Consider the following 12,744-nt stretch of genomic DNA (forward strand, 5'->3'; position numbering starts at 1 on the left):
AAGATCGCAGCCTTCGGCAGCTCCTGCAGGAAAACGCATTCCTCTGTAGGAGCTGCCGAAGGCTGCGATCTTTATGGGTTTCAGACAGCGACGCTGACGTCCTGCCGATCCACCGCGACCAACGTCTCGATCATTGCCCTCGCCGCTGGCGACAGCCGGAACCCGGTGCGGCTGACGATGCCGCAGCGGGCGTTCATGCTTTCAAGGTTCTGCGGCAGGTTGCGCCAGTGCAACAGCACCAGCGAACCCTTGGCGACATCCTCAATAAACGCCTCCTCCGTGCCGACGCCGATCGCGTTGGATTGCAGCACCACTTTGACCAGCGCCGGAAAGTGCTCGGTTTGGATGGTCGGCGAGAAATCGATGCGCCCGCTGAGGTTCGCCAGCAGCTTGCGAATGCCCGGCGGGATCAGGGTGGCGGCCAGGGGAAAGTCGAACATGTCGTTGGTCGACAGGCTTTCCTTGGCCAGCAACGGATGCCCCGGGCGGCAGAAAAATACGCCGCGCTTGGGCGTCAGCGGTTGCGTCTGGAAATTCGGGTCGGACTCGAAATGGCGGATGTCGGCGATAAAGAATTCGATCTCTTCGCGGCTCAGCGCACGGCTGAGTTTTTCCCAGTTATCCACCTGAAAACAGGTGCGCACTTTCGGGTGCGCATTGATGAATTGCGCCACCGCATCCGGCACCAGTTTCACCGCCGGCGCCGGGCCGCAGCCGAAGTGCACTTCGCCGGCGTCGAGCTTGGTCATTTGCGTCACTTCTGCGCTGAGCAAAGCTGCGCCCTGCACCAGGCTCAGGGCGTGTTGCAGCACCACCTGGCCCTCGGGCGTCGGGCGCAGATCCTTGTTGCCGCGATCGACCAGCACGCAACCGAACTCCTGCTCCAGCCCCTGAATGCTGCGGCTGAACGCCGGTTGAGTGATGCCCATGGCGTCGGCCGCACGGACAAAACTGCGGTGTTCGTTAAGGGCGATGAAGTAGCGCAACTGGCGAAGATCCATATGCTTTTCCGGCATCCTAAAAATAGCTCGAAGGCATTTGCGACGAGGGGTGCTTGAGGTTTTAAATGCAAGCTCTTATTCCGTCAACGAAGCATTCGAATATCTATTAGATGTAAATGGAATATAGATAGAGCGTTGTTTCGCTGCCGTCAAAACCGCAAGCCGTCGATGAGGGTCTTCCCATGAGCAATGCCGCACTCGCCGTAAAACCCGTTTCTCACACATTGGAAATTCACCCGGTAGCCGGACGTATCGGTGCCGAGATCCGAGGCGTGCACCTGTCCGGCGAGCTGGACGCCGCCACGGTCGAAGCGATCCAGCAAGCCTTGGTCGAATACAAAGTACTGTTCTTCCGCGAGCAGACGCAGCTCGACGATCAGCGTCAGGAAGCCTTCGCTCATCTGCTCGGCGAACCGGTGGCGCACCCGACCGTGCCATCGCGCGAAGGCACCCGGTATCTGCTCGAGCTGGACGGCGCCGAAGGTCAGCGCGCCAACTCCTGGCACACCGACGTGACTTTCGTCGACGCCTACCCGAAAGCCTCGATCCTGCGCTCGGTGGTCGCGCCGGCCTTCGGCGGCGATACGCTGTGGGCCAATACCGCAACGGCATACAGCGGCTTGCCGAGCGAGCTGCGTGAACTCGCCGACAAACTGACCGCTGTGCACAGCAACGAGTACGACTACGCCGGTGCGAAGCCGGACGTCTCGGCAGAGAAGCTGGAGCGCTATCGCAAAGTCTTTACCTCCACTGTTTACGAGACCGAGCACCCAGTGGTGCGTGTGCACCCGATCAGCGGCGAGAAAAGCCTGCTCCTGGGGCATTTCGTCAAACGCATCAAAGGTTACTCGCAGGCGGATTCGGCGCATCTGTTCGGCTTGCTGCAAAGCCATGTGATCCGCCAGGAAAACACCGTGCGCTGGCGTTGGCAGGCCGGTGATGTGGCGATCTGGGATAACCGCTCGACGCAGCATTACGCGATTGATGATTACGGCACCCAGGATCGCGTGGTGCGCCGGGTGACGCTCAAGGGCGAGGTGCCGGTGGGGGTGAGTGGGCAGCGGAGTCTGACCATTAAGGGCGCGGATATCGTCGGCGTCTGATTGGCCTCTTCGCGAGCAGGCTCGCTCCCACAATGGTTTAGTGCCGGGCACAACGGATGTGATCGACGCCAATCCCTGTGGGAGCGAGCCTGCTCGCGAAGGGCTTTCACCACACTCCGATCTGAACAACCTTCTCGGTGTCCGGTTCGCCATAACGAAACCGCTGCCCGCGCAAATCGATCTCCGGATGGCTGATCGTCGTCCGCCGCTTCAGTCCGCGTACCCATTCAAACAGATACCCCGCATGCTCCTCGCGCACCGCCGCGTACGCCGGGTCTTCACCCAGATCGCGCTGTTCCTGCGGATCATTCCACAGATCAAACAACTGCGGTCTAAATCCGTCGTACGCCAGGTATTTCCAGCGCTCGCTACGCACCATGGTCATGCGGCAACGGTCGATCGGCTGGCCCAGTCGTTGCCGCGCCGGGGCCTGAAAGGCGTAGTCGTATTCGCTGATTGCATAGCGGCGCCAATCGGGATTTTCCCCGTGCAGCAGCGGGATCAATGAGCGTCCTTCCAGCCGGTGTTCTGCCCCCGGTAATCCCAACGCTTGAAGAAACGTCGGCAACGCATCAATGGTTTCCGTCAGCCGCTCATCGACAGTGCCGCGAGTGACATCCGCCGCCGCCCGAGGATCGCGAACGATCAACGGCACGCCCACCGCCTGCTCGAGCAAAAACTCTTTCTCACCGAGCCAATGATCGCCGAGGAAATCGCCGTGATCGCTGGTGAACACGATCAACGTGTCATCCCAACGCTCGTTGCTCTGCAGAAAATCGAACAGCCGCCCCAACTGATCATCCACTTGCTTGATCAGGCCCATGTAGGTGGGGATTACATTCAATCGTACTGAATCGCGGGAGAAGTTGAGGCTTTCCTCATGTTGACGAAAGGCAGTGTATACGGGGTGTTTGCTGGCTTCAGAGGGCGTCGCGCGGACCGGTTGCAGGATCGATTTCGTACTGTACAAAGCGTGGTATGGAGCCGGTACGATGTAGGGCCAGTGTGGTTTGATGTACGAGAGGTGTAAACACCAGGATTTCTCGCCTTGCTCAGCGATGAAGTCGATGGCGCGATTTGTAGTGTAGACAGTCTCTGAGTGTTGCTCGGGAATTCGTGCTGGCAAATTCGCATGACGCATTTTCCAGCCGCTGAGGATTTCACCGTTCTCGCCTTCGGCGGCATTCGCCCAGTCGTGCCAGGGATTGCGCCCCTCGAAACCGTGTTCGCGCAGATAGTGGGTGTAGGGCGCGGATTCGCGCTTGTCGTCGAATAAAGGATCGTCGGGGTAGATGCCGTCGTGGCGCAGGTACGGTTCGAAGCCGACCTCATTGAGCAACTCGGCTTGCGCGCTTTCCGGGTTGATCGCCAGGCGCTGCAAGGCGTCGACATTGGCCGTCGCATGGGTCTTGCCGACCAGCGCGGTGCGGATGCCGTGAGGTCGCAGGTAATCGCCGATCGTCAATTCATCCAGCGGCAACGGCACGGCGTTCCAGGCCACTTGATGGCTGCTCACATAGCGCCCGGTATAGGCCGACATCCGCGACGGGCCGCAGATCGTGCCTTGGGTGTAGGCGCGGCTGAAACGCACGCCCTGGGCAGCGAGGCGATCGATGTTTGGCGTGTGCAGATGCGGGTGTCCGTAGCAGGACAGGTAATCGCGGCGCAGTTGATCGCACATGATGTACAGCACGTTGCGCACGGGGTTGGATGGGGCAGGCATGGGGTTCACCGGTCAGTGGGACAGGTGAGGGTTTTCGCTGTCGGTAGGGGTGTTCGGCAAGTGCATTTGGGGAATGGTTTTTATGCAGCGATTGCATCAGCCTGCTCGCGAAGGGGCCAGCTCAGACCGCGAAATTCTCCAGCGAGCACACCTCCTCATCCTCCGCATCAATCGCCTTGATCTGTTCGATCATCGCTTCGGCCAATGGCGACAACCGATACCCCGCGCGGCTGACAATCCCATAGCGGGTGTACAGCTCCTCCAAATCATCGGCCAGGCCTTCAATCTTCAAACAGACCAGCTCACCCTTGGCCAGATGCAGCGCATCGGAATACGCGCCGACAATCCCGATCGCCTCCGAGCGCAACACCACACTCAACAGCGTCGAACCGTTTTCGCATTCCACATTCGGGGCGAAATCCGGACGGCCGCTGAGGTCGACGATGACCTTGCGCAGGTTCGGCGGGCGGATGCTGACCGCCAGTGGATAACTCAGCAACTGCTCGGCGGTGATGCGTTCGAACGCCGTCAGTGGATGTCCGGCGCGGCAGCAGAAATGCCATTTGCGCGCTCGCAGGCGGTGGGTCTGGTAATCCGGGTCGGCCTCGAATTGCCGGGTATCGGCGACGAAGAATTCGAACTCTTCGCTGAGCAGGCGTTTGCTCAGACTCTGCCAGTCATCGACCTGCAACTGCACCCGCGCTTTCGGGTAGCGGCCGATGAATGCGCCGATCGCGCGCGGGATCAATCCAGCGGCTGGCGCCGGCCCGCAACCAAAGCGCAATTCCCCGGCTTCGAGGCCGTTGAACTGGCTGATCTCGTTGGCCATCTGCTGCGCACCGCTGACCAATCGTCGTGCATGTTCGAGCAGCACCTGACCCTGTTTGGTCGGCGGCAATTCCTTGCGCCCACGGTCGATCAACTGGCAGCCGACGCTGTGTTCCAGCGCCTGGATGCTACGGCTGAATGCCGACTGCGACAGGTTCACTGCCTGCGCGCCGGCGACGAAGCTGCGTTGTTCAGCCAAAGCAATGAAGTGACGCAGTTGGCGCAAGTCGATATGCATTTTTCACATAAAAAATATCCGGGAAATGCATTGGATATGCATTAGGTCGACTCCTTATAAAGGCAATCTCTTATGCAGTAAATATTTGTAAATCCATAAATAAATAACTTTAAAGAATATGCAGCGTTGTAGATGTCTGTGTGTTTTTTGACCAGGAGCCGCGCCATGAGCCCGTTGAATCTTGCGTTACCCCCATCACCCCGACGGCTCAAACGCCTGCCTTTGGCGCTGTTGCTGGCGGGCAGCGCCAGCTGGACTCACGGTCATGCTGCGGAAACCGACACTTCGCCACCGGTCTCGGCAGGCACAGCGACGGCCAACGGTTCGCAACTGGAAACCGTGACCGTCACCACCCGCCGCCGCGAAGAAAGTTCGCAAGATGTGCCGACGCCGATGAGTGTGGTCAGTGGGCAGAATCTGGAGACGCAGCGGGTTTACCGGATTCAGGATTTGCAGCAACTGGTGCCCAGCGTCAACGTCGCCTACATGCATGCGCGCCAGTCCAGCGTGTCCATCCGTGGCTTGGGCAATAACCCGGCCAGTGATGGTCTGGAGGGCAGCGTTGGCCTTTACATCGACAACGTTTATCTGGGCCGTCCGGGGATGGCGGTGTTCGATCTGATGGACATCGAGCAGCTCGAAGTCTTGCGCGGTCCGCAGGGCACGCTGTTCGGCAAGAACACCACCGCCGGGGTCATCAACATCAGCACCCGCGCTCCGAGTTTCACGCCGGAACGCAGCATCGAAACTTCGGTCGGCGAGGACGGTTACTTCCAGACCAAAGGCACGATTTCCGGGCCGCTCAACGATCAACTCGCCGGGCGCTTTTCCGCTTATCGCACGCGCAGTGACGGCGACATCAAGAACGAATACGACGGCCACGACCTCAACGGCGGCTCCCGCGAGGGCTTCCGCGCGCAGCTGTTGTTCAAGCCCAATGAAGATTTCAATCTGCGCTGGATCGGCGATTACAACGAAGAAGATTCCAGCGCCGGCACCCGCGTGCTGTACAACACCGGGCCGACCATCAACGGCGTCAATCTGTATGAATCGCGGGCGAGCGCGGCCGGGGCGACACTGGTCAACGGCCGGCATCGCAAGGTCAATCTCGACAACGATCAGCACGTCACCGTGCATCAGGGCGGCACGTCGGTGGAAGCCAATTGGACGTTGCCGAGCGACTTCACCCTGACCTCGGTCAGCTCGTACCGCTTCTGGAATTTCACCCCGCGCAACGACGACGGCCTCAACGTGCCGGCCAGTTACAACGCTGGCGTGTCGGTGGAAGACAAACAGTATTCGCAGGAATTTCGCTTGGCCTCGCCCAAGGGCGAGTTCTTCGATTATGTAGTCGGCGCCTACTATTTCGGCTCGGATCTGGACAACAAATCCTTCTCCTATTACGGCCCACAGGCGGACATCTGGAACGGCACGCCGGCCGGCGCCCTGGCCAACGTCACCAGCGTCGGCAACGGCCATATCAAGACCGACAGTTTCGCCCTGTTTGCCCAAGGCACCTGGCACCTGAGCGAGCGCCTCGATTTCACTGCCGGGGTGCGTGGCACCTACGAAGAGAAAAACGCCTCGGTCGGCCGCAACGCGCCGCTCGGCGGTGTAGCTGTGGCCGGCGCGGCAGCCAATGCGCGTCGCGGCCGTGCCGGCGTCTACGATTCCGGAGACTTGAATCAGTACAGCTCCAGCCCCTCGGGACTGCTCAACCTGAGCTATCGCATCACCGACGATGTGCTCGGTTACGCGACGCTGTCCCACGGCGAGAAATCCGGCGGGGTCAACCTCGCGGTCGGCTCCGCACCTACCGCCGGCGCCGACTCGCTATTGATCGGCACCGAGCGTGCCAACAACGCCGAACTCGGTTTCAAAAGCACCCTGTGGGATCGCCGCCTGCAACTCAACGCCAATGTGTTCTGGACCCAGGTCAACGCCTACCAGACCAACGCCTATGACGCCGCCAACCGCGTGCAATACCTGACCAACGCAGGTTCGGTGCGCTCGCGCGGCATCGAGTTCGAAAGCACCGTGGTGCCGTTGCGTGGCCTGACTCTGAATTTCAATGGCTCGTACAACGACGTCAGCTACCTCTCGTACAAGGATGCGCCGTGCCCGCCGGAAATCAGCCAGGCCCCGGGTGCACCAGCCTCGTGCGACCTCAGCGGCCATCAAGTGGTCGGCGCGTCGAAATGGATCGGCAACGCCAACGGCGAATACAAATGGAATCTGGCTAACGGCTTCGAACCCTACGTCACCGGCAGCTACGCGTTTCGCTCCAAAGCGGTGGGCACGGTCGAGGACTCCGATTACGGGCAGATCCCCAGTTACGCGGTGGTCAACCTATCCACTGGCTTGCGTGGTGATTTCAGTCAGGGCCAGTGGGACGTCTCGCTGTGGCTGAAAAACGCCTTCGACAAAACTTACTACACAACTCTGTGGACCGGCGGTAACGGCGGCTATGAAGGCCTCCTCGGCACGCCACGGACCCTGGGGGTTACAGGCCGCTACGATTTCTGATTGGGCTTTCAAGGCGCTGCCCCGGACGAGGCCGTTCGACCAATACGATCTTCAGCGGCGCTGGCAAGCAGACGCAACTGATCGACATGAACGGCTCAGTGACGGCGGAAACCACGCCTATCGTCGCCGTTCAGCAAAGCAATACCAGCCGTTAACAGGCGTTGGCGGATGCCGTGGGCGAATACTTTTCATGCCGCAAAAGCATGGGGTTTATGGCAGATCGCTGCAGCCCTTGTGGTGCGCGGCTTCGGTGAAAACGGACGATTTGTATATTCCTTGAAGGCCTATGCATAACGTTAAAGATTACTTTCGGTGATAAGCGACCACAGCCAATGATTGCCCCATCGACTACGCCGTGGGGGCGTCAGGATTGGCGGGTCGATCGCTTTGGCTCGTAGAACGAAAGAGACCGCAGGGAGTTGAACAATGGGCAATGTCCAGACCGCCGCCGGTGCAGGGGAGTTGCTGTGGCGGCATACGCCGAGTGGCGAACTGGTCGATCTTGGCCGGCCGCACCGGGTGCCGTTGGGGCAGTTGCGTCTGCAGCGTGTGCCCAAGGGCATATTGAGTCGGCGCGAAATTCTTCTGCTCGGTGTGCTCGCGTTGGTCGTGCATGGCGCGGTGATTTACTGGGTCAGCCAGAAACCGACGCCAGCGCTGCCGGTGGTGCCGCCGGAAATTCCGCCGATGACCATTGAGTTTTCGCGTCCGGCTCCGCCAGCGCCGCCGGTTGTTGCGCCGCCACCACCGGCGCCGGTGATCGAACCGCCACCGCCGGTGGAAGAGGAATTGGCGGTCAAACCGCCGCCGCCCAAGCCGATCGCGAAACCCAAGCCAGTGGTGAAACCGCCGCCCAAACCGGCGCCGAAGGCAGTAGAGCAACCGCCAGCGCCAGCGAAACCGGCAGCCCCGGTCGCCGCTCCAGCACCGGCTGCGCCACCGGCACCGGCGCCCGTTACTCCGGCTTCAGCCAACGCCGCATACCTTAAAAATCCGGCGCCGGAATATCCGTCGCTGGCTCAGCGTCGCGGCTGGGAAGGCACGGTGTTGTTACGGGTGCATGTGTTGGCCAGCGGCAAGCCAGGCGAGATTCAGATTGCCAAAAGCAGTGGCCGGCAGCAGCTCGACGACGCTGCGCTGAACGCCGTCAAGCGCTGGAGTTTCGTCCCGGCCAAGCAGGGTGATGTCGCCCAGGACGGCTGGGTCAGCGTGCCCATCGATTTCAAGATTCATTAAACCGAAACCAAATTCGCGCGAAATGTTTACACGAGGGAACACATCATGACGTTACTGGCATCTCCACTGGAATCCATCGAAAGCGCGGTGATCTGGCTGCTGGTGGGTTTTTCCGTTGCCACTTGGGGCCTGGCTTTACTCAAGGCTGTGCAGTTCGGTCGTCTGAAAGCGCAGGATCGGCGCTTTCATAAACGTTTCTGGGCGGCGTCGAGCCTGGATGCCGCCGCCGAGTTGAGCGAAACCCAGCCCGGCGCCGCAGCGCGGGTGGCGCAGGCCGGTTACGCGGCGATCCAGGTGGGCGAGGCGCCGCAGGCGAATGATCTGAGCCAGGCGATCAACCATCAGGATCGCCTCGAGCGTGCCTTGCGCCAGCAGATCGTCCGCGAACGGCGTTCGCTGGAGACCGGTCTGGCGGTAGTTGCGAGTATTGGCAGCACCTCGCCGTTCATTGGTCTGTTCGGCACGGTGTGGGGAATCATGGAAGCCTTGAAAGGCATCAGCGCCGCCGGTTCGGCAAGCCTGGAAACCGTGGCCGGGCCGATCGGTGCGGCACTGGTCGCAACCGGCGTGGGGATCGCCGTCGCGGTGCCGGCGGTGCTGGTTTACAACTACTTTTTACGCCGTCTGAAACTGACGGCGGCGGATCTCGACGACTTTGCCCACGACTTCTACAGCCTGGCGCAGAAAAGCGCGTTCCGCGTGCTGATACACCCGACCGCGCACAAGGTGGCAACGCCGGGCAACGCGGCAAAAGTGAAGGAGGCGTCCTGATATGGCCTTCTCCACGCAAGACTCGGATGAGGTGCTCAGCGAGATCAACGTGACGCCGCTGGTGGACGTGATGCTGGTGCTGCTGGTGGTGTTTATCGTCACCGCGCCGCTGCTGACCAACGCAATACCGATCAACCTGCCGAAGACCGAAGCGGTGGCGCCAGTCGAGCAGAAGGATCCGCTGGTGGTGAGCATCGACGGCGCCGGCAAGCTGTTTATCAACAAGGACGAGATTCAGCCCGACTTGCTCGAATTCAATCTCAAGTCGGCCAAAGCCAAAGACCCGGAAGTGCGCGTGCAATTGCAGGCCGATGACGGGGTGAATTACGGCGAAGTGGCGCGAGCCATGGCTTCGATCGAACGGGCGGGGATTACCAAGTTGTCGGTGATCACCGCGCGGTGACAGATTTTGTTTTCCGGGGCCGTCTCCTTGGCAGGGTGCGGCCCTTTTTTTATTCCGCGTTATTGCCACAACACACTCACCCTGTGGGAGCGAGCCTGCTCGCGAAGGCGCCATTGGCCACAACATCAGCGTCGACTGATGCACCGTATTCGCGAGCAGGCTCGCTCCCACAGGATTCGCGACTCATATGCATTATGGGTATTAATAAATAGCTTCTTATTCCTTAACGGATATAACTCCGCTCCCTATACTCGACCCGGAACAGACACGACGCAGGAGGGCTCCCCATGCGCAACGAATCAATCCGCTATCTGATTGTGCCGGGCTGGCAAGGATCGCCAGAAGATCATTGGCAAAGCCATTGGCAGAACAGCCTGCCGAACAGCGCACGGGTCGAGCAGGCCGATTGGCTGACGCCGCGCCGTGAAGACTGGGTCGCCGCGCTGGCCGAAGCGATTGCCGCCGACAGCACGCCGGTCATTCTCATCGCTCACAGCCTCGGCTGCATCACCGTCGCCCATTGGGCGGCGACTGCGCCGTTGCAGTACCTGCGTCAGGTGCGCGGGGCGTTGCTGGTCGCGCCGGCCGATGTCGAGCGTCCCGCCTGCGCGCCAGCGCTGCGTAACTTCGCACCGATTCCGACGGATCTGTTGCCGTTCCCCAGTCAGGTCGTCAGTTCCGACAACGACGCCGCCGTCAGTGCCCCGCGCGCGCTGGAACTGGCGCGCAACTGGGGCGCGGAGGCGGGGATTCTCGCCGGTGCCGGGCACATCAACGTCAAGTCCGGGCATCAGCGTTGGGAGCAGGGGTTTGCCTACCTCTATCGCCTGCAAAATCGCCTGGAACATCACGCCCGCCGTCGCGCCTGACCTCATTATTCAACGCCCCCGTCGGCTGGCGGTTTTGGGCGGGAGCCTGCCATGAGTTTCGAAACTTTCGGTCAGCCATTGCTGACCTTTCCCGATGCGGAAAAAAGCCCTCTGAGCATTCGCGCCAAGGCGTTGGTGTTCGTTGATCCACGCTCGCGGCAATTGCGCGAGGAGTTGGAGCAGTTGGCTCCACGTGCGATTTCAGTGCTGATTCGCGGTGAGACTGGCACCGGTAAAGAGCTGCTCGCCCGGCATATCCACCGCGCCAGTGACCGCAGCGGGCTGTTCGTTTCGGTGAACTGCGGCGCGATCAGCCCGACCTACGCCGATGCCGAACTGTTCGGCTACGCCGCCGGCAGCTACAGCGGTTCGGCCAGCAGCCGCGCCGGCTGGTTCGGTTCGGCCAACGGCGGCACCCTGTACCTGGATGAGATTGGCGACCTGCCCCTGCCGATCCAGATCAAGCTGCTCGCGGCACTGGAAAACCACGAAGTCACCCGCGTCGGTGCGCATCAGCCGAGCCCGGTGGATGTGCGTCTGGTTGCCGCCACCAGCATCGATCTGGCCCAGGCCGTGGATGCCGGGAAATTCCACGAGCGGCTCTATCACTACCTCAGCGAGGGCCATCTGGAGCTGCCGGCGTTGCGCGCGCGGACCGGCGACATCCTCTCGCTGGCCGAGTATTTCCTTGGCATCTACAGCCAGCGTCTGGACCTACCCGTGCCGCTGATCAGCGAAGCCGCGCAACATGTGCTCGAACAACACAGCTGGCCGGGCAACACCCGCGAACTGGAAAACGTCATCCACTTCGCTCTGCTGGTCAGCACCGGCGACGAGATCCTGCCGGAACATCTGAACCTGCCTGACGCGTCTGCGCCGCAGGTTCAGATCGAACGTCTGGTGAGGCAGACCCACATCGGCGGTAGCAGTGCAGAGCGTAAGGCCTTGAAAGATTGGCTGATTCGCTTGAGCGAGGCGGTATAAGCATTTTCTTCAGCATGAACAAAATGGAATATGAAGCTGAATAAACGTTATTGTCCTGGAATAAAAAATCCGGGTATTGTCCGCCTCACGCCAGCGATATCACTTCACTGGCACACGTATTAAATGCCGTCGTCGATGACGACCGTGATTTTCGATAAGGACACTGCATGAAAAAGGTTCTGTTGTTTACCGCATTGGCGGCTGCGCTGACGGCTTCTTTCGCCAACGCCGGCGAGAAACTGGTGGTTGCCGCAACGCCGGTGCCCCACGCTGAAATCCTTGAGCTGATCAAACCGACCCTGGCCAAAGAAGGCGTGGATCTGGAAATCAAAGTCTTCACCGACTACGTGCAGCCGAACGTACAGGTTGGCGAAAAGCGTCTGGACGCCAACTACTTCCAGACCCTGCCGTACCTGAACAGCTTCAACCAGGGTAAATACAAGGATGACAAATCCAAGTACCTGGTGACCGTGCAGGGCGTTCACGTTGAACCGTTCGGTGGTTACTCGAGCAAGTACAAGACTCTGGCTGAGTTGCCGGACGGCGCCACCATCGCCATCCCCAACGAAGGCAGCAACAGCGGCCGTGCGCTGATCCTGCTGCAGAAGGCCGGTCTGATCGAGCTGAAAGATCCGAAAAACGCTTTGGCAACGCCGAAAGACATCGCCAAGAACCCGCACAACTTCAAGTTCAAGGAACTGGAATCGGCCCTGCTGCCGCGCGTGCTGAAGGAAGTCGATCTGGACATGATCAACACCAACTACGCGCTGGAAGCCAAGCTCAACCCGCAGAAAGATGCGCTGGTGATCGAAGGCGCTGACTCGCCGTACGTGAACTTCCTGGTGGCCCGTGAGGACAACAAGAACAGCGATGCGATCCAGAAACTGGCCAAGGCCCTGACCAGCCCGGAAGTCAAAGCCTTCATCGAGAAGAAGTACAGCGGCGCGGTGTTGCCGGCGTTCTGATCTGACGCTTGAGTAAATCCGCTTCAGACGTGAAAACGCCGATGGCCAGTGATGGTCATCGGCGTTTTTGTGCGTACAGAGAAAAGATCGCAGCCTG

Annotated in this window: 11 protein-coding genes; 8 read left to right on the plus strand and 3 right to left on the minus strand. The window is 60.4% G+C overall.

The window, feature by feature from the left end; genetic code table 11:
* Window positions 1-80: 80 nt before the first annotated feature.
* Window positions 81-1,001 (minus strand): LysR family transcriptional regulator, encoded by a 921-nt coding sequence (locus tag AB4N53_RS20915; RefSeq protein WP_460122790.1) that lies wholly within the window; start codon window positions 999-1,001, stop codon window positions 81-83.
* A gap of 182 nt (window positions 1,002-1,183) precedes the next feature.
* On the opposite strand from AB4N53_RS20915, the gene AB4N53_RS20920 reads away from it, so the two are divergent.
* The gene (locus AB4N53_RS20920) at window positions 1,184-2,104 is read left to right on the plus strand and encodes a TauD/TfdA dioxygenase family protein (protein ID WP_460122793.1); all 921 of its coding nucleotides are present in this window, start codon (window positions 1,184-1,186) and stop codon (window positions 2,102-2,104) included.
* Between the two features lie 106 nt (window positions 2,105-2,210).
* On the opposite strand, the gene AB4N53_RS20925 is transcribed toward AB4N53_RS20920, so the two are convergent.
* Together AB4N53_RS20925 and AB4N53_RS20930 are read right to left on the minus strand one after the other, a co-directional pair.
* Complete coding sequence (locus AB4N53_RS20925) at window positions 2,211-3,827, minus strand: alkaline phosphatase family protein (RefSeq protein WP_460122796.1); 1,617 nt, start codon at window positions 3,825-3,827, stop codon at window positions 2,211-2,213.
* Between the two features lie 121 nt (window positions 3,828-3,948).
* Window positions 3,949-4,893, minus strand: a complete 945-nt coding sequence (locus tag AB4N53_RS20930; protein ID WP_460122799.1) for a LysR family transcriptional regulator — start codon at window positions 4,891-4,893, stop codon at window positions 3,949-3,951.
* 165 nt (window positions 4,894-5,058) lie between these two features.
* On the opposite strand from AB4N53_RS20930, the gene AB4N53_RS20935 reads away from it, so the two are divergent.
* From AB4N53_RS20935 to AB4N53_RS20965, 7 genes are all read left to right on the plus strand, one after another.
* Complete coding sequence (locus AB4N53_RS20935) at window positions 5,059-7,419, plus strand: TonB-dependent receptor (protein ID WP_460122802.1); 2,361 nt, start codon at window positions 5,059-5,061, stop codon at window positions 7,417-7,419.
* Between the two features lie 426 nt (window positions 7,420-7,845).
* Window positions 7,846-8,655 carry an energy transducer TonB gene (locus tag AB4N53_RS20940; RefSeq protein WP_460122805.1) on the plus strand — a complete coding sequence of 270 codons (810 nt, stop codon included), beginning with the start codon at window positions 7,846-7,848 and terminating at the stop codon, window positions 8,653-8,655.
* A gap of 45 nt (window positions 8,656-8,700) precedes the next feature.
* Window positions 8,701-9,426 (plus strand): MotA/TolQ/ExbB proton channel family protein, encoded by a 726-nt coding sequence (locus AB4N53_RS20945; RefSeq protein WP_460122808.1) that lies wholly within the window; start codon window positions 8,701-8,703, stop codon window positions 9,424-9,426.
* A gap of 1 nt (window position 9,427) precedes the next feature.
* Entirely contained in the window at window positions 9,428-9,829 is a 402-nt protein-coding gene (locus tag AB4N53_RS20950; protein WP_003220570.1) for an ExbD/TolR family protein, read from the plus strand.
* Window positions 9,830-10,116: 287 nt separating this feature from the next.
* Complete coding sequence (locus AB4N53_RS20955; protein WP_007918704.1) at window positions 10,117-10,698, plus strand: alpha/beta hydrolase; 582 nt, start codon at window positions 10,117-10,119, stop codon at window positions 10,696-10,698.
* Between the two features lie 51 nt (window positions 10,699-10,749).
* Window positions 10,750-11,682 carry a sigma 54-interacting transcriptional regulator gene (locus tag AB4N53_RS20960; RefSeq protein ID WP_460122811.1) on the plus strand — a complete coding sequence of 311 codons (933 nt, stop codon included), beginning with the start codon at window positions 10,750-10,752 and terminating at the stop codon, window positions 11,680-11,682.
* Between the two features lie 167 nt (window positions 11,683-11,849).
* Window positions 11,850-12,647, plus strand: coding sequence for a MetQ/NlpA family ABC transporter substrate-binding protein (locus AB4N53_RS20965; protein ID WP_016772222.1), 798 nt, complete (start codon window positions 11,850-11,852; stop codon window positions 12,645-12,647).
* The last annotated feature ends 97 nt before the right edge of the window (window positions 12,648-12,744 follow it).

Source organism: Pseudomonas sp. H3_E04 (genome assembly GCF_054668915.1).

Coding starts and splice junctions, on each gene's coding strand:
- AB4N53_RS20920 (WP_460122793.1), top strand. CDS start 1,184: ATGAGCAATGCCGCACTCGCCGTAAAACCCGTTTCTCACACATTGGAA.
- AB4N53_RS20935 (WP_460122802.1), top strand. CDS start 5,059: ATGAGCCCGTTGAATCTTGCGTTACCCCCATCACCCCGACGGCTCAAA.
- AB4N53_RS20915 (WP_460122790.1), bottom strand. CDS start 1,001: ATGGATCTTCGCCAGTTGCGCTACTTCATCGCCCTTAACGAACACCGC.
- AB4N53_RS20950 (WP_003220570.1), top strand. CDS start 9,428: ATGGCCTTCTCCACGCAAGACTCGGATGAGGTGCTCAGCGAGATCAAC.
- AB4N53_RS20940 (WP_460122805.1), top strand. CDS start 7,846: ATGGGCAATGTCCAGACCGCCGCCGGTGCAGGGGAGTTGCTGTGGCGG.
- AB4N53_RS20925 (WP_460122796.1), bottom strand. CDS start 3,827: ATGCCTGCCCCATCCAACCCCGTGCGCAACGTGCTGTACATCATGTGC.
- AB4N53_RS20945 (WP_460122808.1), top strand. CDS start 8,701: ATGACGTTACTGGCATCTCCACTGGAATCCATCGAAAGCGCGGTGATC.
- AB4N53_RS20960 (WP_460122811.1), top strand. CDS start 10,750: ATGAGTTTCGAAACTTTCGGTCAGCCATTGCTGACCTTTCCCGATGCG.
- AB4N53_RS20965 (WP_016772222.1), top strand. CDS start 11,850: ATGAAAAAGGTTCTGTTGTTTACCGCATTGGCGGCTGCGCTGACGGCT.
- AB4N53_RS20955 (WP_007918704.1), top strand. CDS start 10,117: ATGCGCAACGAATCAATCCGCTATCTGATTGTGCCGGGCTGGCAAGGA.
- AB4N53_RS20930 (WP_460122799.1), bottom strand. CDS start 4,893: ATGCATATCGACTTGCGCCAACTGCGTCACTTCATTGCTTTGGCTGAA.